This window comes from Amycolatopsis marina (genome assembly GCF_900111885.1).
Lineage (GTDB): Bacteria > Actinomycetota > Actinomycetes > Mycobacteriales > Pseudonocardiaceae > Amycolatopsis > Amycolatopsis marina.
In genome coordinates this window covers 294857-318602 of sequence record NZ_FOKG01000006.1, presented here as the reverse complement: position 1 = coordinate 318602, position 23746 = coordinate 294857, and the positions used below count along the sequence as shown (strand labels likewise).

At 69.5% G+C, this 23746-nt stretch carries 16 protein-coding genes; 10 read left to right on the top strand and 6 right to left on the bottom strand.

Going from position 1 to position 23746, the window contains the following annotated elements; genetic code table 11:
- Nucleotides 1–55: 55 nt before the first annotated feature.
- From cmk to BM199_RS12830, 5 genes are all read left to right on the top strand, one after another.
- Entirely contained in the window at nucleotides 56–757 is a 702-nt protein-coding gene (gene cmk / locus BM199_RS12850) for a (d)CMP kinase (protein ID WP_091673135.1), read from the top strand.
- Complete coding sequence (locus tag BM199_RS12845; RefSeq protein ID WP_177242593.1) at nucleotides 754–1464, top strand: lysophospholipid acyltransferase family protein; 711 nt, start codon at nucleotides 754–756, stop codon at nucleotides 1462–1464. Before cmk ends, BM199_RS12845 begins: the two co-directional genes overlap by 4 nt.
- On the top strand, nucleotides 1451–2866 hold the full coding sequence (der, locus tag BM199_RS12840) for a ribosome biogenesis GTPase Der (protein ID WP_091673133.1): 1416 nt from the start codon (nucleotides 1451–1453) through the stop codon (nucleotides 2864–2866). Before BM199_RS12845 ends, der begins: the two co-directional genes overlap by 14 nt.
- 375 nt (nucleotides 2867–3241) lie before the next feature.
- Nucleotides 3242–7156 (top strand): Pls/PosA family non-ribosomal peptide synthetase, encoded by a 3915-nt coding sequence (locus tag BM199_RS12835; protein ID WP_091673276.1) that lies wholly within the window; start codon nucleotides 3242–3244, stop codon nucleotides 7154–7156.
- Nucleotides 7153–8490, top strand: a complete 1338-nt coding sequence (locus BM199_RS12830) for a M1 family metallopeptidase (RefSeq protein WP_245788316.1) — start codon at nucleotides 7153–7155, stop codon at nucleotides 8488–8490. The genes BM199_RS12835 and BM199_RS12830 overlap by 4 nt, the downstream gene beginning before the upstream one ends.
- A gap of 35 nt (nucleotides 8491–8525) precedes the next feature.
- Here the strand turns inward: BM199_RS12830 and BM199_RS12825 are convergent, their stop codons facing one another.
- The 6 genes from BM199_RS12825 to BM199_RS12800 form a co-directional block, all read right to left on the bottom strand.
- The gene (locus BM199_RS12825) at nucleotides 8526–9164 is read right to left on the bottom strand and encodes a TetR/AcrR family transcriptional regulator (protein WP_091673129.1); all 639 of its coding nucleotides are present in this window, start codon (nucleotides 9162–9164) and stop codon (nucleotides 8526–8528) included.
- 58 nt (nucleotides 9165–9222) lie between these two features.
- Nucleotides 9223–10560 (bottom strand): ROK family protein, encoded by a 1338-nt coding sequence (locus BM199_RS12820; RefSeq protein WP_091673127.1) that lies wholly within the window; start codon nucleotides 10558–10560, stop codon nucleotides 9223–9225.
- A 73-nt stretch (nucleotides 10561–10633) separates the two neighbouring features.
- The gene (locus BM199_RS12815) at nucleotides 10634–11716 is read right to left on the bottom strand and encodes a PDR/VanB family oxidoreductase (RefSeq protein ID WP_245788315.1); all 1083 of its coding nucleotides are present in this window, start codon (nucleotides 11714–11716) and stop codon (nucleotides 10634–10636) included.
- Entirely contained in the window at nucleotides 11713–12588 is an 876-nt protein-coding gene (locus BM199_RS34240) for a metal-dependent hydrolase (protein ID WP_091673125.1), read from the bottom strand. The genes BM199_RS12815 and BM199_RS34240 overlap by 4 nt, the downstream gene beginning before the upstream one ends.
- Nucleotides 12585–14081, bottom strand: coding sequence for a flavin-containing monooxygenase (locus BM199_RS12805; protein ID WP_091673123.1), 1497 nt, complete (start codon nucleotides 14079–14081; stop codon nucleotides 12585–12587). The genes BM199_RS34240 and BM199_RS12805 overlap by 4 nt, the downstream gene beginning before the upstream one ends.
- Nucleotides 14082–14224: 143 nt before the next feature.
- Entirely contained in the window at nucleotides 14225–17968 is a 3744-nt protein-coding gene (locus tag BM199_RS12800) for a S8 family serine peptidase (RefSeq protein WP_091673122.1), read from the bottom strand.
- Nucleotides 17969–18534: 566 nt separating this feature from the next.
- Here BM199_RS12800 and BM199_RS12795 point away from each other — a divergent pair.
- The 5 genes from BM199_RS12795 (at nucleotide 18535) to BM199_RS12775 (ending at nucleotide 23745) form a co-directional block, all read left to right on the top strand.
- The gene (locus BM199_RS12795) at nucleotides 18535–20928 is read left to right on the top strand and encodes a sensor histidine kinase (RefSeq protein WP_091673120.1); all 2394 of its coding nucleotides are present in this window, start codon (nucleotides 18535–18537) and stop codon (nucleotides 20926–20928) included.
- A 63-nt stretch (nucleotides 20929–20991) separates the two neighbouring features.
- On the top strand, nucleotides 20992–21417 hold the full coding sequence (locus BM199_RS12790) for a roadblock/LC7 domain-containing protein (RefSeq protein ID WP_091673118.1): 426 nt from the start codon (nucleotides 20992–20994) through the stop codon (nucleotides 21415–21417).
- Complete coding sequence (locus BM199_RS12785) at nucleotides 21414–21785, top strand: DUF742 domain-containing protein (RefSeq protein WP_091673117.1); 372 nt, start codon at nucleotides 21414–21416, stop codon at nucleotides 21783–21785. The genes BM199_RS12790 and BM199_RS12785 overlap by 4 nt, the downstream gene beginning before the upstream one ends.
- Before the next feature lie 16 nt (nucleotides 21786–21801).
- Nucleotides 21802–22356 carry a GTP-binding protein gene (locus BM199_RS12780; protein WP_091673115.1) on the top strand — a complete coding sequence of 185 codons (555 nt, stop codon included), beginning with the start codon at nucleotides 21802–21804 and terminating at the stop codon, nucleotides 22354–22356.
- A gap of 399 nt (nucleotides 22357–22755) precedes the next feature.
- Nucleotides 22756–23745 carry a hypothetical protein gene (locus tag BM199_RS12775; RefSeq protein ID WP_245788329.1) on the top strand — a complete coding sequence of 330 codons (990 nt, stop codon included), beginning with the start codon at nucleotides 22756–22758 and terminating at the stop codon, nucleotides 23743–23745.
- Nucleotide 23746: the final 1 nt, after the last annotated feature.

The window sequence follows — 23746 nt, the reverse complement described above, 5'->3', positions numbered from 1 at the left end:
ACAAACACAGGTGATACGGCAAGGAGAGCGGTCGGTGGCGGGAGCCCTACGCGGAGTGGTCGCACTGGACGGGCCTTCGGGAACCGGTAAGACCACGGTGGCACGAACCCTCGCCACCCGGCTGAACTCCGGCTACCTCGACACCGGGTCCATGTACCGGATCATCACCCTCGCGGTGCTGCGCGCCGGGGTGGATCCGGCCGACGCGGTCGCGGTCGCGGCGCTGGTTGACCGGGTCCGGATCGGCGTGGGAACCACCCCCGACCGGCCGTCCGCGCTGCTCGAAGGGGAGGACGTCGGCAGGGAGATCCGCCTCGCCGACGTCACCGCCGCGGTGTCGGCGGTGTCCTCGGTCCCTCGCGTGCGTGAAGTGCTCGTCGCCGAGCAGCGCAGGGTCATCGCGGACGTCATCGCCGACGTCGGTGGCATCGTGGTCGAGGGCCGGGACATCGGCACGGTCGTCGCCCCGGACGCCGAGCTCAAGGTCTATCTGACCGCCTCGGCGGAGATCCGCGCCGCCCGGCGCAGCGCGCAGGACTCCGCCGCGGGCCGTGAGGTCACGGTGGCCGCCGCGCGCGCCTCCGTGGACCGCAGGGACCGCCTCGACTCCACCCGTTCGACGTCACCGCTGCGGGCCGCGGGGGACGCGGTGGAGGTGGACACCTCCGACCTCAGTATCGATCAGGTGATCGTCGCGCTGAGCGAGTTGGCCAGCAGGCGTGGACTGCTACGTGGAGCGGCGGAGAGCGCGTCGTGACAGCTGACCCGGCGCCGGCGGCCGCGCACGGGGCGGCCGAGTTGCCGGAGGGATCCTCGCTCCGGCTGCACGATTTGGGCAGACGAATCGCGCGCCACGTCGTCCGGCCCGCCTTCCGGCTGCGGGCGCGGGGCCTCGAGCGGGTGCCGCGCAGCGGACCACTGGTGCTGGTCGCCAACCACAGCACGATGATCGAACCCCAGCTGATCTTCGGAATGTTACCGCGCCGTTCGGTGTTCCTCGTCAAGGAGGAACTCTTCCGCGGTGTACTCGGCTGGTTCCTGCGCCGGATCGGCCAGGTGCCGGTGCGCAGGGGAGTCCCGGACCGCGCACCGCTGCTGACGGCCGTCGAGGTGCTGCGCGGGGGCGGTGTCGTCGGGGTCTTCCCCGAGGGCACCCGCGGTGCGGGCGACGTCGCCAGCGCCGAACGCGGGGCCGCGTGGCTGGTCCGCACGTCGGGGGCGGCCGTGCTGCCTGTGGCGACACGGGGCACACTGCGGCCGGAGGGCACCCGCCGTCGGTTCCGGCCTGCGGTGGATCTGCTGGTGGGAGAGCCGTTCACCGTGCGGGTGGGCCGTGGAAGGGCAGGCCTCGAGGAGGCCACCGAGCGGCTGCGCACGGAACTGGCCCGCCTTGTGCACACGCTTGACGACGAGCGCGAGCGTGAATCGCGCGCGATGGGAAAGAGAAGGCATGACCGAGGTTGATGGCTCGTGGTCCGACGAGTCCGAGTTCACCGAACTCGACAAGCAGATCGACGCGGACACCGACGCCGAGGAGACCCAGCTGGCGCAGCCGGTGCTCGCCGTCGTCGGCAGGCCGAACGTCGGTAAGTCCACACTGGTCAACCGGATCCTCGGCCGCAGGGAGGCGGTCGTTCAGGACGTGCCCGGCGTGACCAGGGACCGGGTGGCCTACGACGCGCTGTGGAGCGGCAGGCGCTTCACCGTGGTGGACACGGGCGGCTGGGAACCCGGCGCGACAGGGTTGCAGGGTGCGGTGGCCGCCCAGGCCGAGATGGCCATGAACACGGCTGACGCGGTGTTGGTCGTCGTCGACGCCACGGTCGGCGCGACGACGACGGACGAGGCCGTCGCCCGGGTGCTGCGGCGCTCGAAGCGCCCGGTGCTGCTGGCGGCGAACAAGGTCGACGACGACCGGCTGCTCGCCGACACGGCATCGCTGTGGTCGCTCGGGCTCGGGGAGCCGCACGCGGTCAGCGCGCTGCACGGCCGCAGCTCCGGGGACCTGCTCGACGCGATCGTCGCCGCGCTGCCGGAGGCGCCGCGCGACGGCGACCGGGTCGCGGGGCCACGCCGGGTCGCGCTGGTCGGCAAGCCCAACGTCGGCAAGTCCAGCCTGCTGAACAAGCTGGCGGGGGAGCAGCGCTCCGTGGTCGACGCGGTCGCGGGCACCACGGTCGACCCGGTGGACTCGCTGGTCGAACTGGACGGGGAGGCCTGGCGCTTCGTCGACACCGCGGGCCTGCGCAAGCGGGTGCAGACCGCCAGTGGCGCGGAGTACTACGCCTCGCTGCGCACCAAGACCGCCATCGACGCGGCGGAGGTGGTGATCGTCCTGCTCGATGCGAGCGAGCCGCTGTCCGAACAGGACCTGCGGGTGCTGACCATGGTGGTGGAGGCGGGGCGCGCGTGCGTGCTGGCCTTCAACAAGTGGGACCTCGTTGACGAGGAACGCAGGTACCAGATGGTGCGCGAGCTCGAACGCGGTCTGGTCCGCGTGCCGTGGGCGGAGCGGGTGAACATCTCCGCGCTCACCGGGCGTTCGGTGCGCAAGCTCGCCCCCGCGCTGCGGACCGCGCTGGCCTCATGGGACCAGCGGGTGCCGACCGGGCAGCTGAACGGCTGGCTGGCCGACCTGATCGCCGCGACCCCGCCACCGGTGCGTGGTGGCAAGCAGCCGAAGGTGCTCTTCGCGACGCAGGCAGGCATCCGGCCGCCGACGCTGGTCCTGTTCGCGACCGGTTTCCTCGAGTCGGGCTACCGCCGGTTCATCGAGCGCAAGTTCCGTGAGCGGTTCGGCTTCGAGGGCAGCCCGGTCCGGATCAACGTCCGCGTCCGCGAGAAGAAGCCCCGCAAGGCGCGCTGACGGCCACCGCCATCGGCACCCCAGCCCTCCCGCACTCGTCTGGTGCGTCTGCAAGTACCACCAAGCAAGATCGACTTCTCCCTCAACCGCTACCAAGCCTGGTCGGCGCCGCGCCGGCTTGGTAGCGGTTGGCGACGAGTTTGACCCTGCTTGGTGGTACTTGCAGACGCTCAGACCATCTGCGCGGGTGAGGTTGGGCACTCGTTTGAGACCCTGGCGCAATCTTTTGTTCACCTGGCGTATTCTGGATCACTGTTACGGGCGCCCCACCGCTGAGGACCGGCCCGATCGACTCCGAGCTACTCCGCAGTGAGGGTGAGTTATGGGCTACAGGACTGTCCGGGTTGTGCGGTACACGGTGTGCGCGGCGGTCCGATGACCCTGGTCGCCGAACCGGAGTTCGCTCCGGCCACCACGCTCGTCCCGTCCACCGACCGTGCGCTCTACTGGTCCGGAATCGCGCCGGCCCAGCGCACCCTGCTCGACATCCTCGGGGCCACCGCGGCGCGGTGGCCGGGGGCGGCGGCGATCGACGACGGCACCACGGTGCTCACCTACCGGGCGCTGGCCGACGAGATCGACAGCGTCCGGGCACGCTTGGCGGCGGCCGGAGTCGGTATCGGGGACCGGGTGGGCGTGCGCGTCTCGTCCGGGACCGCCGAGCTCTACGTCGCGATCCTCGCGGTGCTCGCCGCAGGCGCGGCGTATGTGCCGGTGGACGCCGACGACCCGCAGGAACGGGCCGACCTCGTATTCGGTGAGGCGGGCGTCTGCGCCGTCGTCGGTGACGGCGGCACACTGACGGCGCGCTCGACCGCCCCTGGCGGCCGCCAGGGCAGGGCAGGCCCTGGTGACGACGCCTGGATCATCTTCACCTCGGGATCCACCGGAAAGCCCAAGGGCGTCGCCGTCAGCCACGGCTCGGCCGCGGCCTTCGTCGACGCGGAGGCCGAACTCTTTCTGGCCGACGAGCCGATCGGTCCCGGCGACCGCGTGCTCGCCGGGCTTTCCGTCGCGTTCGACGCCTCCTGCGAGGAGATGTGGCTCGCGTGGCGGCACGGCGCCTGCCTCGTGCCCGCGCCGCGCTCGCTGGTGCGGACCGGGGTCGATCTCGGCCCCTGGCTGGTCGCGCAGCGGATCTCCGTGGTCTCCACCGTGCCGACGCTGGCCGCGCTCTGGCCCGTCGAAGCGCTCGACGACGTACGGCTGCTGATCTTCGGCGGGGAGGCCTGCCCGCCCGAACTCGCAGAGCGCATGGCCGTCGAGGGGCGCGAGGTGTGGAACACCTACGGGCCCACCGAGACCACCGTGGTGGCCTGCGCCGCACAGCTGACCGGCGAGGGCCCCGTCCGGATCGGCCTGCCGTTGCTCGGCTGGCAGCTGGCCGTCGTCGACGAGCTCGGTGAACCGGTGCCCATGGGGCACACCGGGGAGCTCGTCATCGGCGGTGCCGGACTGGCCCGCTACCTGGATCCGGCCAAGGACGCCGAGAAGTTCGGCTGCCTGCCCGCCCTCGGGTGGCGGCGTGCCTACCGCAGCGGTGATGTCGTGCGGGCCGAGCCGGAGGGCCTCGTCTTCATCGGCAGGGCCGACGAGCAGGTCAAACTCGGCGGCAGGCGCATCGAACTCGGCGAGGTGGACGCGGCGCTGCAGGCACTGCCGGGAGTGGCCGGTGCGGCCGCCGCGGTGCGCACCACGGCGGCGGGCAACCAGATCCTGGTCGGCTACGTCGCCACCATCGAGGGCCGTGGAACCGGTTTCGACCAGCGCGCGGCCACCGCGCTGCTACGGGAACGACTGCCTGCCGCACTGGTGCCGCTGATCGCGGTCGTCGAGGAGTTGCCGACCCGCACCTCCGGCAAGGTGGACCGGGCCGCACTGCCGTGGCCGCTGCCGGACGCGATGCGGGGCACCACCGCGGGCCTCACCGGGACCGAGGCCTGGCTGGCCGAGGGCTGGGCCGAGATTCTCGGCGTCACGGTGACCGACCGCAAGGCCGACTTCTTCACCAGCGGTGGCGGCAGTCTCACCGCGGCGCAGCTCGTCGCCCGGATCCGGACTCGGTACCCCCAGGTGTCGGTCACCGACATCTACCAGAACCCACGGCTGGCCGCGCTGGCGAAAACGCTCGACGCTCTGGACGCGGCGACCACCGAGCAGCGCCGGATCTCCCCGGTACCGCGCCGCGCCGGCGCGCTGCAGTGCCTGCTCCTGCTCCCCATGCTGACCCTGGTCGGCCTGCGCTGGACCACCGCCGTCGCGGGCGTCTCCACCCTGATTGCCGGGGCCGCCGGTGCGGCGTGGGCACCGGCCGTGCCGTGGTGGTCGCTCGTCGTCGCGTGGGTGCTGCTGTTCAGCCCCGCGGGCCGGATCGCGATCTCCGCTGGCGGCGCTCGCCTGCTGCTGCGCGGGGTTCGCCCCGGCAGCTACCCGCGTGGAGGCCGGGTGCACCTGCGTCTCTGGGCCGCGCAGAAGCTGGCGGACGTCAGTGGGGCCAGCGGGGTGTCCGGGGCGTCCTGGATGACGCACTACGCCCGCGCGCTCGGTGCGAAGGTGGGCAGTGACGTCGACCTGCACTCACCGCCGCCGGTCACCGGAATGCTGAAACTCGGTCGTGGCGTGGCGATCGAGCCGGAGTCCGACCTCTCCGGTTACTGGGTGGACGGCGACGTCGTGCACATCGGCAAGATCAGAATCGGTGCGGGTGCCAGGGTCGGCGCCCGCAGCACGCTGTTTCCCGGAGTCAGGATCGGCAAGGGCGCGGAAATCGCGGCCGGCTCCACGGTGCTCGGTGCCGTACCGGCCGGGCAGCGCTGGGCGGGCTCGCCCGCCCGGCAGGAACACAAGAACGCACTGGCGTGGCCGCCCGGCCGTCCACCCAGGTCCCGGCGCTGGGCCTGGACCTATGGCGGCACGTCGGTCCTGCTCGGCCTGGTGCCGGTGCTGGCCGCCGTACCGGCCGTTGTCGTGCTCGCGGCCGCTGTCACGGGCACGCCGGACCTGGGTTCCGCGCTCGGCTCGGCGCTCGCCTTCGCGCCCGTGGCGGCCCTGTGTTACCTCGTCGGCTACGCGCTGCTGGTGCTGACCGGTGTACGCGCGCTCAGCCTCGGCCTTGCCGAGGGCTACCACCCGGTGCACGGCAGGACGGCGTGGCAGGTGTGGGCCACCGAACGACTCATGGCCATGGCCAGGGTCGGGCTGTTCCCGCTGTACGCCAGCCTCTTCACCCCGGTGTGGCTGCGCCTGCTCGGCGCGCGGGTCGGGCGCGACGTCGAGATCTCCACGTTGCTGGCGCTGCCCAGCATGACCACTGTGGACAACGGAGCTTTCCTCGCCGACGACACCATGGTCGCCACCTACGAACTCGGCAGCGGCTGGTTGCACGTCGCCCCGGCGAGGATCGGTAAGCGTGCGTTCCTCGGCAACTCCGGAATGACCGCCCCCGGGCGTTCCGTCCCCAAACGTGGACTGGTCGGGGTGCTTTCCTCCACTCCGGCGAAGGCGAAGAAGGGCTCCTCCTATCTGGGTATGCCGCCGATGCCCCTGCGCAGGGCCGTCGAGGCCGCCGACGCGGGTCGCACGTTCCGGCCCGCGCAGCGGCTCCGGCTCGCCAGGGCCGCCGTCGAGCTGTGCCGGATCGTTCCCGTCTGCTGCGCGGTCGCGCTGGTCGTGCTGACCGCAGCCGCGTTGCAGGCGCTGCACCTGGCTTTCGGGATCTGGGTGGCCGCTCTGCTCTCCGGAGCCGTGTTGCTCGCCGCCGGGGTGCTGGCCTGCGCCGTCACCACGGCGGCGAAATGGCTGCTGGTCGGCAGGTTCCGAACGGTCGAGCATCCACTGTGGAGCTCGTTCGTCTGGCGCGGCGAACTGGCCGACACGTTCGTCGAGGTCCTCGCTGTGCCCTGGCTGGTGGGTTCGGTCGGCGGCACACCACTGCTGCCGGCCTGGCTGCGCACCATGGGCGCGCAAATCGGCCGCGGGGTCTGGCTGGAAACCTACTGGCTGCCCGAGGCGGACCTGGTGCGGCTCGGCGCGGGTGCGACGGTCAACCGCGGGTGTGTGGTGCAGACGCACCTGTTCCACGACCGGATCATGAGCATGGACCGGGTGACCCTGGACGACGGTGCGACCCTCGGTCCGCACGGCATCGTGCTGCCGGGCGCGAGCATCGGCGCGCGGACGACGGTCGGCCCAGGCTCGCTGGTTACCAGGGGCGATGCGGTGCCCGCCGACTCCCGCTGGCTCGGGAACGCGATCTCGGCATGGCCGGAGGCAGGAGGCCGCCGCGCGTGAGCACGGCGAAGAACGTCCGGCCGGAGCCGGGTGCGGAAACCTCGGGCGACTCCTATCTGCCTGGGCACGGTAACGGCGGCTATCGGGTTCGCCACTACGATCTCGAACTGGACTACCGGATCGGGCCGAACCGGCTCTCCGGCAGGGCCAGGATCACCGCGCTCGCGACACAGGCGCTGTCCCGGTTCAGTCTCGACCTGTCCGGCTTCACCGTGCGCAGGGTGCTGGTGGACGGCAGGCCCGCGAAGTTCGGCAGGAGCGGGCTGAAGCTGCGGATCACGCCGGCACGGCCCGTCGCGGCCGATGCCGAGTTCATCGTGGAGGTTCGCTACGTCGGCAACCCGCGGCCGGTCGGCGGCCGGTGGGGCGACATCGGCTGGGACGAGCTGACCGACGGCGCGCTGGTCGCCAGCCAGCCGGTCGGCGCCCCGTCCTGGTTTCCGTGCAACGACCATCCTGCGGACAAGGCGGCTTACCGGGTCGCGGTCACGACCTCCTCGCCGTACACCGTCCTCGTGACCGGAAAACTGGTGTCGCGCAGACGTGCGGCCAGTACGACGACGTGGGTCTACGAGCGCACCGAACCGACCTCCACCTACCTCATGGGTGTGCAGATAGGACAGTACGACGAGGTGGAACTGGACGGGGGCGGGGTGCTCCAGCGGGCCGCGGTGCCCGGGCGTCTGCGGCGCCTGTTCACGGCGGACTTCGGCAGGCACGGCGCGATCATGGCCGCGTTGCAGCGCTACTTCGGTCCTTACCCGTTCGATGAGTACGTGGTGGTGGTGGCCGACGACGAGCTGGACGACCCGATCGAGGCGCAGGGGATGTCCGTCTTCGGCGCGAACCATGTGGACGGGCGGCGCACGCACGAGCGGCTTGCCGTGCACGAGCTCGCCCACCAGTGGTTCGGCAACAGCCTGAGCGTCGCGGACTGGCGGCACATCTGGCTCAACGAGGGCTTCGCGACCTACGCCGAGTGGTTGTGGTCGGAGGAGTCAGGCGGTGAGCGGGCAGGGGCACACGCGCGCCGCTGGCATTCCCTTCTCGCCGGCGCCCCCGCGGACCTGCGGATCGCCGACCCCGGCGTCGCCGCGATGTTCGACGAACGGGTGTACAAGCGCGGAGCGCTGACCCTGCACGCACTGCGGGGGAGGCTGGGTGACGAGGTGTTCTTCGCGCTGCTGCGGGAATGGACCTCCCGGCACCGGCACGGCACAGTCACCACACGGCAGTTCGTCACGCTCGCCGAGCAGTCGGCGGGGGAGTCCCTGACCGGCTTTTTCGCCGGCTGGCTGGACGAGGCCCGGTTGCCGGAACCGCCGCGCCACTGACGACACGCCGACGACACCGCTGACGCGACGCCAGCTCAGGTTGCGGTGATCACCGCGGTCGCCAGCCGCACCACCTCGTCGATCACGTCCTCGATGGGAATCCGGTGCCCGCCGCGCGACCAGTGATAGACCAGTTCGTTGACGGCGCCGATCAGGGCGACCGCCCCCAGCCGGAAGTCACGCGGCGCCGCCTCACCACGCACGACCGCACCTTCCGCCTCTGCGACGAGCAGCTCCACCCACCGTTCGCGCCACGCGAGCCGGTGTTGTTCCACGGCGGCACTGACCCCGATGACCTCTACATAGGACAGGCGAGCCCAGCGTGGATCGGCCGCGGTGGTGGTGAGATACGCGCGTACTGCCAGCTTCACCCGCACGGGGACGCCACCGTCGCCCGCGTCGGCGAACGCGACGGCCACCGCCGAGACCGCCCGCGCGATCACGTCGTCGTGCAGGGCCATCAGCAGCGCTTCACGGCCGCTGAACTCCTCGTAGAAGTTGCGGGTCGACACCCCGGCCGCGGCGCACAGCTTCTCGATCGAGGTGGCCGCGTAACCTTCCGTGCCGAAAAGCTCGAGTCCCGCGTCGAGCAGGCGTTGCCTGCGTTCGGCCCTGCGGTCGGCGGCTGTGCGGCCGCCGTAGACACGGGTCGCGGATTGTTCGCGTGCTGGCATCGCTCCAGATTTGGCGAAACCCGCCAGTAGGTTGTTGAAATGAGATTTGTGCGGAACCTTAAAGGACCGGCGTTCGCAGTGGAACGTCGACGAGCTCCGGAAACCCGGCAGGCGAGCCGATCTCCACCCAGCGCCCAAGCCGTTCCGGGGTGAACAGTTCGTCGATCACCATGAAGGCCGCACCCACCAGGCCCGCCTGGTCGCTCAGGGTGGAACGGGAGATGCGGAGTTCGCGGGTGGCCAGTGGCAGCGACCGGCGGTAGACCGACTCGCGCACCGCGGCCAGCAGCAGGTCGCCCGCTCCGGCCACCCCGCCGCCGATGATCACCAGCGCCGGGTTGTAGAAGCTGACCAGCGTCGCCAGCAGGCTGCCGACCAGCCTGCCCGCCTGGGTTAGCAGCGCGACGGACGTCCGGTCGCCGCTCTGTGCCGCACGGGAGATGTCCACGGCCCGTACGGTGCCGCTCTCGGCGAGCACCCTGGCGAGGAACTCACTGCGGCCCTCCTCCGCGGCCGCGAGCCCCTCACGCGCGAGCGCGGCGCCACCGGCGAAGGCCTCGAGGCAGCCGGTGTTGCCGCAGCGGCACACCACGCTGGTGTCCTCGGTGACCGCGGCATGGCCGATGTCTCCCGCGCAGCCCTGACTGCCCCGGTGCAACTGGCCACCGGAGATGAGACCGGCCCCGATCCCGGTACCGATCTTGACGTAGAGGATGTCCCGCTCACCCTTGGCCGATCCCGCCCTCAGTTCGCCGAGGGCCATCGTGTTCACCTCGTTGTCCACCCACACCGGCGCGTTGAACCGGCGGGCGAGCCGGTCACGGACCGGATACCCGTCCCAGCCCGGCATGATCGGCGGTGCGCTGGGCCGTCCGGTGGCGAACTCGACCGGACCGGGTAGGCCGATGCCGATTCCCCAGGTCGCCGTCGAACTGCCGCCTGTGCTCGCGGTGACCTGGGCGAGCAGCCGGTCGAACAGTTCCTCCACGTGCCCGAGAACCTGATCGGGGCCGAGCGCGATATCCGTCGGTTCCTCGAGCTGGGTGAGGATCTGCCCGGCGAGGTCAGCCACTCCGACCGTCACGCTGGTCGCGCCCAGTTCGGCAGCGAGCACCACTCCGGCGTGCGCGCGGAAGCGCAGTTCCCGGGGAGCCCTGCCGCCACTTGAGGGACCCAGCGGTCCTTCCTCTAGCAGGCCGCAGTCGGTGAGCTGGTTGACCCGCTGCGTCACAACGGTCCGGCCGAGACCGGACTTCCGGCCGATCTCCGGTCGTGTCGTCGCGGTCCCGGAGCGGACGAGGTCGAGCACCGCGGCGAGGCTGTCGACGTGGTCGGGGGTCGGAGCTGCTGGAGTTGGTGCTGTCTGGGGCGGATGCACCGGGACATCTTCCACCATGAGCGGCCGATAGATACCAGCGTGACACGCCCGGCTGGAGGGGGTTGTGCACGAGTTGACCCGATGTGGGCGCTCAGAGATCCAGGATCAGCTCGTCGTGGCGTGCCCTGGACACGCAGACCAGCATGCTGTCCGAGCGTTCGGTGTCGGTCAGCGCCGCGTCGCGGTGGTCCACCTCCCCGTGGAGTACCCGGACCACACAGGTCCGGCAGAAACCCTGCCTGCACGAGTACGCGACATCGGGCAACACCTCCCGCACCACCTCCAACGCGGTGCGGTCGGCAGGCACGGTCAGTTCGCGGCCGGAGCGGGCCAGTCGCAGCCGGAACGGTCTCCCGTCGACGACAGGGGCCGCGGCGAACCGTTCGTAGTGCACGGGCCGGGCTGGGCCGCGCGCCAGGTCCACCCGGACACCGGCGATCATCGGTGGCGGTCCACAGCAGTACACGGCCGCCCCGGCCGGCGCGTGTTCCAGTAGTTCGGCCCCGGAGGCAGGGACTCCGTACTCGGTGTCCGGGCGCAGCCACACGCGCTCGCCGTAACTGGCGAGTTCCCCGGTGAACGGCATGGTGCCGGGGGAGCGGCCGGTGTACACCAGCCGCCAGTCCGCGCCCTCGGCCCGCGCCGAGCGCACCATGGGCAGGATGGGGGTGATGCCGATTCCGCCCGCGATGAACAGGTAGGACCGCGCGGGGACGAACGGGAAGGCGTTGCGCGGCCCGCGCACCGTCAGCTCGGCGCCCGGTTTCAGTGCCTCGTGCACCTCTGTGGACCCGCCACCACCTTCGTCGATCCGCCGCACCGCGATGCGGTACCGGGTGCGGTCGTGCGTGTCGCCGCACAACGAGTACTGGCGGACTCTGCCCGAAGGCAGCACGACATCGATGTGGGCGCCGGGCCGCCAGAACGGCAGCGCGCTCCCGTCCGGCCGCGCCAGCTGGAGACTCACCACGTCCTCGGCCTCCACGGCGATCCGGGTGATCACCAGCCGCAGGTCCCTGTCCACGGCGGTGACCGGCGGCCTGCGCCGTCCGCTGATCCTGGACAACTGCTCGTAGACGCGCACGACCGCGGGCAGGGGCGCGAGCGCACGGTCACCGCGGTCACGGCCGCGGAGGTCCGGCGGCAGTGGACTCCGGCCCCTGCGTCCGCTCACGGCGCGGACTGCGCGGCCGGTGAGGACGCCAGGTACGCCACGGCCTGTTCGGTCGAACCGGTCTGGCTGGGGTGATAGCCGCGGGAGAAGTACGGCCGGATCTCGCGGAGTGCCCCGCGCAGCGTGGGCAGCACACCGCGCCTGCCCGCCGCGAGCGCGGCGCGCCAGGTCGCGGGGGTCCGGCCTGCCAGGACGGGGTCGGCCGTCATCAGGAACCGCGTGCCGCGAACGAGCAGCCAGAGCATGACCGGCGTGACCACCGCCATCGCGCGGACGCGGCGCAGGTAGCGGCCGTCGAGATGCTGGAACAGGTCGAACGCGACCGCGCGGTGCTCGACCTCCTCCGCACCGTGCCAGCGCAGCAGGTCGAGCATGACCGGATCGGCACCAACGCGGTCCAGGGCGTCCGCGTCCAGGACCCACTGCCCCAGGAAGGCTGTGTAGTGCTCGATCGCGGCGATCAGTGACAGCCGCTCGACCAGCCATTCCTCTTTGGCCCGTCCGGTGAGGTCCCGGTCGCCGAGCAGGCCGCGGAAGATCCACTCGGTCTGCCGGGTGTACGGCTCCGCGTCGAGGCCGTGCGCCTTGTAGTGCTCGAGCACGCCCGCATGGGCCTCCGCGTGCATGGCTTCCTGCCCGATGAACCCCAGCACGTCCTCGCGCAGCCGGTCGTCCCTGATCAGCGGCAGGGCCTGCTTGAAAACCTGGACGAACCAGCGCTCGCCCTCGGGAAGCAGCAACTGCAGCGCGTTGACCGTGTGCGTGGCCTGTGGTTCGCCGGGGATCCAGTGCATCGGCAGCGCCGAGAAGTCGAACCGCACGTCCCGTGCCCGCAGCACGAGTTGCTCGTCCCTGACCTCCGCCTCGCTCATGCCGCCCGCTCCTTCGTCCTCCGCTCAGCGTGCCCGGTGAGCTCGTAGTCGCCCGGGTTCACGGTGCGGGTCCGCATCCAGTAGCGCCAGGTGAAACCCGGCCAGATGGTGCGGTTCACGCCCTTGGCGTCGAGATACCAGCTCTTGCACCCGCCCTGCGTCCACACGCCCTTCACCAACCGGTCCTGGATCCGGCGCTGGAAACTGTGCTGCACCTGCGGCCGCACGTCCACCGCAGCCGCCCTGTGCCGGTCGGCCAGCTTGATCGCGTCCACGACGTAGCGGGACTGGGCCTCGATCATGAACACCACCGAGTTGTGCCCGAGTGCCGTGTTCGGGCCGAGTAGGAAGAAGAGGTTCGGATAGCCCGACACGGTGATGCCGAGATGGGTCTGCATTCCTTCGGTGGCCCATTCCTTGGCCAGGTTCCGGCCGCCGGTCCCGACGATGTCCAGGTACTCCAGCGCGTCGGTGACCCGGAAGCCGGTGCCGTAGATGATCGCGTCCACCTCGTGCTCGGCACCAGAGTTGTCCACAATAGAGTTCTCGCGGATCTCGGCGATCCCTTCCGTGCGGACGTCGACGTTGTCCCGGTTGAGCGCGGGGTAGTAGTCGTTGGAGATCAGCACCCGCTTGCACCCCATCGTGTAGTCCGGGGTCACGGCGCTGCGCAGTGCCGGATCCTGCACGTGTTTGGCGATGTGCCGCCGGGCGACGAACTCACCCGCCTTCATCAGCCCAGGGTGGCCGTTGAAGCCGATCGCCCGCGATTCGAGGAACCAGTACAGGAGGTTGCGGTACCCACGCTGGACGGCGGGGACCCTGGCGAACAGCGCCTTCGCCCAGCCGGGCATGGCGTGGTCGGGCTTCGGCATGATCCACGGCGGGGTGCGCTGGAACAGGTGCAGCTGGTCGACCTGAGGGGCGATCCGGGGGACGAACTGGATCGCGCTGGCCCCGGTCCCCACCACGGCCACCCGTTTACCGGTCAGGTCGTACTCGTGGTTCCACTGTGCCGAGTGCCAGCTCTGGCCACGGAAGTTCTCGATGCCCGGCAGTTCGGGGATCTGCGGGATGTGCAGCCCGCCGACCCCGGAGACGAGGAACTGGCCGCTGTACTGCTCGCCGCCGGTGGTGCTGATCGTCCACCGTGACAGGTCCTCGTCCCACCGGGCGCCAGTGATCTCGACGCCGAAACGGATCTTGTCCCGCAGCCGGTACTTGTCGGCCACGCCCTTGAGGTAGTCGAAGATCTCCGGCTGCGGGGAGAAGGACCGGGACCAGTGCGGGTTCTGCTCGTAGGAGAAGGAGTACATGTGCGACTGCACGTCACAGGCGCAACCGGGGTAGGAGTTGTCCCGCCAGGTCCCGCCCACCTCGAGTGCCTTCTCCAGGATGACGTAGTCCCGGATCCCGGCCTTCTCGAGCTGGATCGCCTGCCCCAGACCGGAGAACCCGGTACCGACGATCACGACCTTGAACGCTGTGGTCATCCTGCTCCTCCACGCCGAGCGCACCCGGCCACCCTGATGTCTGTTACCACTGGTAACAGCTACTTGAGAGTAAGAATGCGGGGGCGTTCCCGTGCTGTCAAGCACCGCGGGCGGCGCCAGGGCCGGGTGCGCTCAGCGGAGGGTCATCCTCCGATTCGATAGGCGCGGATGATCGTCTGCTCGACGCGGTTGCCTGCCGAGTCCGTGGCCGTGGCGCGCAGGGACGCGAAGCCGTCGGCCGGATGCCGCACCGTCGCGCTCCACGCATCACCGTCGCGGTCGACACGGGTCGCGCTCCAGGTCCTGCCGTCGTCGTAGGACACCTCGATCTCGAGTCCGACGCCATCGGGAACGCCGTCCTGACGGGTCACGGTCACCGGAATCGAGAACTCGCTGCCACCCTGCGCACCGTTGGTGAGATCGACTTCGGGGGCGTACCGCACGGCCAGCAGCGGCAACACCTGGTCTTGGTCCGGTCCGCTGTGGAACGTCCAGTCCGACCGCACCGAGGTCGACAGCGGCCACCACGGCTGCTCCCGGTCGACGTGGGCCACCAGACGATACTCCCCGGAGTGTTGCCGCGGCAGCGTGAACTCCCCGTGACCGGCCACAGTGGACTCACCGAGGACCGCACCCTCATGGAACAGAGTGGTCGAACCGGTGTCGACCTCGGCTCGGGGGTCGGCGGTGCGCCAGTGCCCGTCCGCGTCGGAGAACAACGGGATCGTGATGTCCATCCGGTCACCGACCCTGCGCGCCCACGGCCGAGGCTCGCCCCGCTCGTCCAGCGCGTGCCCCTCGAAGCCCGGCCCCATCACGGCGGCGTCGAGTTCGAGGCGGTACGACTTGCCGCCCTCGAGCCGCATCGCAGCGCGCAGCCCGTCCCCGTCGGGAAAGTTGAACAGCCGCTGAAGACGCCAGTCCCCGGGTGTGTAGTGCTCAACGCGCTCGGAGTTCGCGGGCACGTCGGTGCCGATGCCGGACAGCGACGGTCCCCACGACAGCCCGTGCGCCTGCAGGGTCGACCACATCCCGGTGCCGTACTGCTGCGGGGCCGCTCCGTGATACGCCACCGTCACCGCGGCCAGTTCCGCGGTACGGACGGAGTAGACCGGCGAGGTCGTCATCTGGCCGGTCTCCGGGAAGGTCAGCTCGTAGAAGTGCTCGGTGGAGTCCCGCACCGTCAGTTCCGCCGTGCCCGCGGACTCGGCGAGTTCGGCGAACGGCTCGGCGCCGACCCCGAGTGACAGCGTCGGCAGGGGGAGGGGTTCCCGGTCCCCGCCTCCGGCGCCGGCCAGCGCCGCGGGCCCGGGCAGGTGCCGAACGGCCACCAGTGCGCCACCACGATCTCGGACGGCGGTGACGCGCTGGTGCAGATCCGGCCAATCGGTGTCCTCCGGCAGGTCGAGAACGACCATCCGGTCCTGAACCTCGATGCCGTCGAGGTCCTCGGGCCGTCCCTGACCGCCGTGCGCAAGCCGGTGCCTGCGACTGCCTGCTTCCGGTGGAGCGCTCAGCCAACCCGCCTGCACCTCGTGGCGTGGATCGCTTTCCCCGAACAGTTCCAGCGCGGGTTCGATCAGGCGTGCGCTGTGTCCGGAATAGAACTCGGGGGAGGAAACACCTGGAGTGGAACCCGCGTACAAATCGCCGAACCGCGGGTCCACGATGCTCACGACCGATGGTGCCCAACCTTCAGGGTGCGTGGCCTTGGTTCCGGTTCTGGTCACCCACATACCGGCGCGGGCGGCGGGCTGGTCGACCTCGATTCGGACCTTGGCGGCTTGGCGCGCGTCGAGGGTGACGGTCGTGTTTCGCCGCAGTGCCAGCGCTGGGTGCGCCAGGACCGACAGTGAGTCCTCCCTGCCGTTCTCCGGCGTCAGCACGAGGGCGACGACGGTGTAGTTTCCGCGTGGGACGCGAACTCGCTGACCACCGCCGACGAACCGAACAGCGCCGCGGTCGATGTCGAAGAGAAAAACCTGCCCGTCATGTCCGCTCCGGGCACTGCCGGTGCGGTCGAGCGCGGCGACGGTCAGGTCGTACATCTCCTGCTCCACGTGTACCGCGACCGGAGTGCGCAGCCGAGTGCCCGCTGCTGTTGTCGCGAGCAGGACTCCCGAGTACTGCCCCGGTTCGGCCCTGCCTCGGTCGATGGTGATGCCGACGTCGGCGGTGCCGTCGGCCGGAACCGTCACGGTCGAGGCCGAAGGCACTGCCAGGCGTGCCGGCGCCGCGTCTCCCGCGGCGTCGGTTGTCGTCAGGTTCAGGTCGAGGGTCACGGCCTCCGGTCCGGAATTGGCGTAGGTGACCGTGCGGCGCAACCGCTTCTCGCCCCGCCACGGCAGGAAACCCTGCACGGTCGGGGTGACCGGGTGGACCTGCTCGGCCGTAGCACGGGCCAGATCGAGTCGTCCCGACCCCACGGTGTACACCCCCGCGTCCCCGACCGGTGCCGCGGTGCCGATCAGGGCAGCCTTGAGTCGTTCGGCACCCCAGTCCGGGTGTTGTTGCGCGAGAATCGCGGCACCTCCCGCGACATGTGGGGCGGCCATGGAGGTGCCGGACAGTTTCGTGTAGTGCTCGGCGACCGTCTCGCCGGGTTGCGTTCCCCCGGCGCGTGCGGCGACGATGCCGGTCCCCGGAGCCGCGATCTCGGGTTTCACCGCGCCGTCCCGTATTCGCGGGCCGCGGCTCGAGCGCTCGGCCGGTACATCCGATTTGGTGACGTTGGCGACGGCGAGAGCGGCATCGGCGGAAGCGGGAGCGCCGACGGTCTCGGCGCCGAATTCGCCGGCGTTGCCCGCGGCGACGACGAACAAGGTGTCGTGCTGCTTGCTGAGCTTGTTCAGTGTCTGGGACACAGGATCCGTCCCGTCCGTCGGCTCACCGCCGAGGCTCAGGTTGACGATCGCGGCCCCTGCCTCTCCCGCGGCCCACTCCATGCCGGCGATGACGTCGTCCATCTGTCCCTGGCCGTGGTCGTCGAGCACCTTGCCCACCAGCAGCCGGGCGTCGGGGGCGACGCCGGTGTAGCGACCCTCCGATGCCGCGCCCGAGCCGGCGATCGTCGCGGCGACGTGCGTGCCGTGGCCCACCCGGTCGTCGGTGGAACCCGTGCCGGTGAAGTCCTTGGTCTGCGTCACCGTGCCGGCCAGATCGGGATGGGCTGCGTCGATACCGCTGTCCAGCACCGCCACGGTCACGTCCTTCCCGGTATGTCCTGCCTCCCAGGCGACGGGAACGCCGATCTGGGGCAGACTCGCGTCCAGCGACTGCCGCATCCTCGCGTTGAGCCAGACCTTCTTCGGCCCGCCGACGAGAGTGCGAGCAGCCGGGTGGTCAGCGCCCCCGGTCAGCCGCTGCCAGAACCGTTCGGCATCCCCCTTCACCTCGGACAGCGCGGTGAGGCCCAGGCTCGGCAGTACCCGGTCGGTACGAGCGTTTCGTGTCGACAGGCGCTCGCCTGCCTCGTGCTCCACGATCAGCGGGAGCGTGTCCATGCTGGCGTCGTCGTAACCCTGTCGGATCAGGCCGGAGATGTTGAACAGTTCAAGGTCCAGCGCGCCCGACTGCACGAGGGGGGTGGCGGCGTGCGGCACGAGGTAGCTGTCGACGAGGCCGCCGCGGCTTCGAGTGAATTCGGTATGACCCGGCGCCGACAGCGGGTCGGGATCGACGAGCGTGAGCGCCAATCCGCCGCCGGCTTCCCGTGTTGCGGCGACCGTGTCACCGGTGATCAATGTGACCGTATGGCTCGCGACCCCGGGAGACAGACCGAGGTTATCGGCCTCCGCTTCGCGGGGTGCCGGGCCGGCCGCGGTGGCGGCGGTGGTCATGAGCACAACGGCCAACACGGCGCCGGGGACTGTCGGAAACTTCCTCATACGGCGCTATCCGCACCATCGGCGAATCGAGTTCATCCCGTGTGGCTAAGCGGGCTGCCAAGGGTCGAGCGCGGCGCCGGGCACACTGGGTCGGTGGCAGGTCATATTCCGATTCGGTAACTGATTGATCCACGCGCAGATCGCTTGTTCGGCGCTGCTGCCCGGCGAGCCCGAATTCATGACCGTCGTCGCAGGATGCGAAGCCCTCGGCCGGAGGCCGTTGGTGACGGAGCGTGGGGTCGCGGCGAGGCTTTTTTCATCCGTTTGGCCTAGGTTGCAGGACGACGGATTCTGCTCCGGCGTCAAAACACTCGCGAAAATGGGTAATCACCTCGATTTGGAAGCTGCGGCGCCTCGCTTGCTGCCGGTGGAACCTGGCTTGCTGGACGGGGGCCACCGCGACCAAGCGGTCCGTGGTAGAAATCGATTCCCGGTCTGTTCCGCAGCGACTGGAGGGTGAGGCGAGGGTTGGTGACGGCGGCTGCTGCTGTGTCCCATCGTCGTATCTGCCTTTCCGGCCGGGCCTCACTTTTCGTCGACTGTCACTCAGGAGTCTGAGAACCCTCGTGCCGAACAAAGCCAACAACGACGAGTCTGAAAAGCCGTACAACAAGTCGATCCGTAAGAGGCTGACCAGGACCGTCCTCATCCCCAGCGTGACGCTGCTGGTGCTCTGGACCGCGGTGTCGTCGTACTTCTTCATCAATGGTCTTTACGTCCGTCTGGTCGCGGACTCGGTGCGTCAGGTGTCGATTCCCGCCGCCACCGCGCTGGCCGCCTTCCAGGAGGAACGGCAGATCGCCCTGCGATACCTCGACAATGCCGGGCCGGGGCAAGCGGGGTTGCGGGAACAGCAAGAGGCGACGGACGGGAAACTTGCGGCGCTGCGGTCCGCGTTCGACGCGACGATCTCCGACGCGCCAGACCAGATCGCGACCCAGATCGACCAGTTGCGGAACCGGCTCGACCAGCTACCGGTGGTGCGCTCGCAGGTCAACTTCCGGACCATCGACCGCACGCAGGTCAACAGCTACTACAACGGGGTACTGGACACGGCGTCGAACCTGTTCGACACCCAGGCCCGGATCGTGCCGGAGGCCGAGGCGGCGCACGGCGGTATCACCGCGACCGCTGTCTTCCGTGCTGGTGACATGATGTCCCGAGAGGGCTCGCTCGTCTCGACGGCACTCGCGGGCGGACAGTTCGCACCGGACGATTTTGTCCGGTTCACCCAGCTGGCCGGGTTCTATCGCACGGAGTTGGCCCAGATCGCGCCGTTCCTCGATGCCGGGGTCCGGGACAAGTACCAGGCCCTGATCGACAGCGCGGCGTGGACGCAACTGGCCAGTGCGGAGGACGCGCTTGTCAAGCACGGCCCGTGGGCGCGCGGTGAGCAGGGCAGCGTGCCGGTCACCACCGCCGACTGGCAGAACGCGGCGAACCAGGTCGCCCAGCAACTCAACGGTATCGCCATCGACCAGGCCGACAAGGTCTCGGCGGCTGCGATCGAGGCTGGCAACGCCCAACTGCGCAACGCGATCATCGGCAGTATCGTCGCGCTGCTCGCCTCGCTGGCCGCGATCATCGTCGCGGTACGAGTGTCTCGGTCGCTCGTGGATCGCGCGCTGATGACGCGTCTGGCGCGGTTGCGCAACGATTCGCTCGACCTCGCCCGCGACCGGCTGCCGAAGATCGTGGACCGGCTGAAGAACGGGGAACCGGTCGACGTGAAGAAAGAGCTTCCTCAGCTCGACCACGGCCGGGACGAGATCGGACAGGTGGCCGAAGCGTTCAACGTTGCCCAGTTCACCGCCGTCAGCGCCGCGGCGAGTGAGGCCAAGGCACGCAGTGGCGTGCACAACGTGTTTCTCGGCATCGCACACCGCAACCAGATCCTGGTCCACCAGCAGTTGCAGATCCTCGACGAGATGGAGAGCCGGGAGGAAAATTCGACCCAGCTGGCGTCGTTGTTCCGGCTCGACCACCTCGCCACCCGTGCCCGCCGCACCACCGAGAACCTGATCATCCTCGGCGGCAAACAACCTGGCCGCCGCTGGCGCAAGCCGGTCACGCTGATGGAGGTACTGCGCGCGGCTGTTTCGGAGACTCAGCACTACTCGCGGGTCCAGATCGAACAGGTCGCCGACGTCGCGATCGTCGGGGTCGCGGTCGCCGACACGATTCACCTGATCGCCGAGTTGGTCGACAACGCGACGACGTTCTCGCCGCCCGATTCCGCGGTCGAGGTGACCAGCCGCCTGGTTGCCCGCGGGGTCGTGGTGGACGTGTCGGACCAGGGACTCGGGATGAAGGCGGGAGTTCTCGGATGGGCCAACGAGATGATGGTCAAGACGCCCGAGTTCGACGCGATGGCCTTGCGGGCCGATTCCAGCCTCGGCCTGTTCGTGGTCGCGCGCCTGGCCGCCAAGCTCGGGATCACGGTCACCTTCGATCCGTCCCGGTACGGCGGCCTGCGGGCCACCGTGCTCATTCCTTCCCGGCACCTGGCGGGCGAACAGCAGGTGGACCTGGTCGGCGATGCCGAGTTCACCTCGACGGAGGCCGCCCCGGTACTCGCACCGATCGGCGGACCCGCCCCACAGCCGGGGAAACGCTCGCCAGACGCCGTGCACACGCCCGGATCACCCGCTGGTCAGGTCCCCGCGACGCGGGATGGCAAGACGCGTCCGTACCCAGCGCCCCGGCCGTCTCCAGCCGGCTCCTTGCCGGACAGGCCCCCCGCGGTCCCGGAGGGGGCGCACGGCGCGGGCCCCCTTCAAGGGGGTGGCGATCGGCCTCGGTTGCCCCGGCGCGAGCCGCAACAGAATCTCGTCACCCAGCTACGGGACGAGCCCGACGACGACCAGAACGACCTGCCTCCAGGAGAGGTCACCGTGCGCACGCTCGCGGCCTTCCACAAGGGCACTCGCCGAGGACGCGACGGGTTCGAAGACTCGTAAACCGCGACGGCTACAGGAAAGTCCAAATAGAAACGTGCGCACAGGAAGTCAAGGTCTCTCAGTATGAACGAGCACGGGAACTCCAAACCCGATCTCAATTGGCTGCTCGATGACGTTGTGAACCGTGTGGTCGGTGCACAGAACGCCGTCGTGCTGTCCGCCGACGGGATGCTGATCGGCAAGTCGTCCGGCATGAGCAAGGACGACTCGGATCAGCTGTCGGCCATCGCATCCAGCCTGCAGAGCCTGGCCAAGGGGGTGAGCAAGCAGTTCTCCCGCGGCCGGGTGCTGCAGAACATGATCGAGATGGAGTATGGATACCTCTTCGTTTCGGCTGCGGGCCAGGGAGCATGCCTCGCGGTACTGGCGGAAGAGGACGTGGACGTCGAGATGATCGCCTACGAGATGAACCGGCTGGTCAAGCGCGTCGGCGACTATCTGTCGTCCGCTCCGCGCGAAGCCGCGCACGCGGTGCCGGAGGCCACGTGAGTGGGGATGATGGCTGGTATGACGAGGCCGCGGGACCGCTGGTCCGGCCCTACACGATCACCAGGGGGCGCACACCGTCCGAGGGCGAGCGGCTAGACCTGTCCACCCAGGTACGGACCCTGCGGACGGAGCAGGAACCGGCCGGACTGACCCCGGAGCACCGTGCGGTTCTGCAGCTGTGCCGGGAGGCCATTTCGATCGCGGAGATCGCGGTCTATGTGAAGGTCCCGCTCGGAGTCGTACGAGTGCTGTGTGGCGACCTGATCCAGCACGGGCTCGTCATCACTCGGTCCCCAAGTCATCAACCGGCGCAGGCGCCGGACCTCGAAACACTCCAGGCGGTTCTCGATGGACTTATCAAGTACTGACGACAGAGGGAAGGCCATGGTCCCGGCACCAGTCAAGATCATCATCGCGGGCGGCTTCGGCGCCGGGAAGACAACCATGGTCGGCTCGGTCAGCGAAATACCGCCGCTGACCACGGAAGAGTTGCTGACTGAGGCCAGTACCGACGTGGACGACCTCTCCGGTGTGGAGCGGAAGTCGACGACGACGGTCGCGCTCGACTTCGGCCGGATCACCATCTCGACACGGCATGTGCTGTACCTGTTCGGCATGCCGGGCCAGGCGCGCTTCTGGTTCATGTGGGACGACCTCGCACGCGGTGCGATCGGGACGATCGTGCTCGTCGATGCCCGGCGGGTGGAGGCGAGCTTCGCTGCGATCGACTTCTTCGAGCGTCGGCAGATCCCCTTCGTCGTCGCGGTGAACTGCTTCGATAACGCGCCCCGCTATGACGCGAACGAGATCCGTGAGGCACTGGCCGTCCCGGATCGGATGCCGATCGTCATGTGCGACGCGCGGGATCGGGACTCGAGCAAGATGGCCTTGATCCGGTTGGTGCGGCACGCGATGACCGTGCTGCCCGTGCCGGTGTGACCCTTGGGCAGAGGCCACCCGGCGTTTCCTTGTCCAGCAAGGATCTCGTGATTCGTCTCGTCGTGGAGTGTCCTCGGTGACGCCGCGTGGCGGATCCGGCATGATGCTCGGCTGAGTAACCCATATATCGCAATCCGCTAGGCCGGAAGGTGAAAGTTGACAGTTGAACGCTCAGTTGACTGTTAGCATCGCCCGGTGATCAAATGCTCGACGGAGTTGTCCGATCAGATAAGCGGAAACGGGGGCTCCGCTGATCGCGGGGCCAACGTCGGATCCGTGACTTATCCCGCACTGGGTCAATTATCCGGAGAGTTTCTTTGCCGAGTGTGGACTGCGGCGTGCGAGGCGCTCACGATTCCGGCCGACCAGACTTTTCGGTCCGTCTGGGCCTTGCGATCCGTGCTCCCCGCGTGGGCGGGCGATCGAATCGAGGCAGCTCCTGCCGAGCCTTCGTATGTCGCGGACGACGGGTTCCCGGCCGAACTGTCGGTGAACTGGTCCGGAACTCGGCCGGAGTTGCGCCTACTGTTCGACTGCGGTCTGGTGTCGCCGGTCAGCCCTGGCTACGCCCGTTCCGGTGCGGTGGCAGCGAATCCTCGCCTCGGACAGATCCACGAGATCTTCACTGCGCGGCCGGGTCTGCCGTCGCCGCCCCTGTGGCACTCGGTCGCTTGGCGTCCGCCTGCGAGAGTGGTTCACAAGACGTACTTCGGGTTGTATGCGTGGCCGCTCTCGCAGCGTTACGCCGCGGTGAGTGAGGCCATGCGGCGGCTGGGCATGACCGCCGCATGGGACGATGCGCGCCGACGGGTGGAGAGCGCCGTTGGCCCGCGGGAGATCGAGTTCTTCGCCGTGGACCTGGCTGACGAGGCCGCGGCCAGGGTGAAGATCTACTACCGTAACCACGGTGCGGACATCGGTGAGTTGAACCGCATCGCTTCGGTGGCACGGCACCATGATGCCGAACGTGCGCTGGCCGCCTATCGCAGCTTGACCGGTGATCGTACTGCCGCCGGTGAAGCGGCCCTGAGTTGCTTGGCGTTCCGTTCCGGCGTGGACGGAGCCGCCGAGTGCGCGACCTACCTCCGGCTGGCCAACCTGGCGAGCTGCGACGGGGAGGCCGTGGACCGCACCGCCGCGCTGATGCGTAGCGAGGGAGTGGACCCCGAGCGGTTCCGCGTTCTCGCCAACGCGTTGGCGCCCCGGTCGCTGAAGGACAGCCAGGGTCTCCTCGCCCTGGTCAGCTATCGCGCCGCGGGCCGGCCGGGCGACATCACGACCTACTTTCGGCCCCCGGTCTACGGTCGGTCCGTCCCCGCGCCCTCGCCAGTTGATCTCGCATGGCACGACCGAGACGATGACCCCATCAGCACGATCGGAAGGAGCTGAC

What these genes read in the sequence shown, in the direction of transcription:
- der (WP_091673133.1), top strand. Translation starts at nt 1,451, where the DNA reads ATGACCGAGGTTGATGGCTCGTGGTCCGACGAGTCCGAGTTCACCGAA.
- BM199_RS12835 (WP_091673276.1), top strand. Translation starts at nt 3,242, where the DNA reads ATGACCCTGGTCGCCGAACCGGAGTTCGCTCCGGCCACCACGCTCGTC.
- BM199_RS12825 (WP_091673129.1), bottom strand. Translation starts at nt 9,164, where the DNA reads ATGCCAGCACGCGAACAATCCGCGACCCGTGTCTACGGCGGCCGCACA.
- BM199_RS12820 (WP_091673127.1), bottom strand. Translation starts at nt 10,560, where the DNA reads ATGGTGGAAGATGTCCCGGTGCATCCGCCCCAGACAGCACCAACTCCA.
- BM199_RS34240 (WP_091673125.1), bottom strand. Translation starts at nt 12,588, where the DNA reads ATGAGCGAGGCGGAGGTCAGGGACGAGCAACTCGTGCTGCGGGCACGG.
- BM199_RS12805 (WP_091673123.1), bottom strand. Translation starts at nt 14,081, where the DNA reads ATGACCACAGCGTTCAAGGTCGTGATCGTCGGTACCGGGTTCTCCGGT.
- BM199_RS12800 (WP_091673122.1), bottom strand. Translation starts at nt 17,968, where the DNA reads ATGAGGAAGTTTCCGACAGTCCCCGGCGCCGTGTTGGCCGTTGTGCTC.
- BM199_RS12790 (WP_091673118.1), top strand. Translation starts at nt 20,992, where the DNA reads ATGAACGAGCACGGGAACTCCAAACCCGATCTCAATTGGCTGCTCGAT.
- BM199_RS12780 (WP_091673115.1), top strand. Translation starts at nt 21,802, where the DNA reads ATGGTCCCGGCACCAGTCAAGATCATCATCGCGGGCGGCTTCGGCGCC.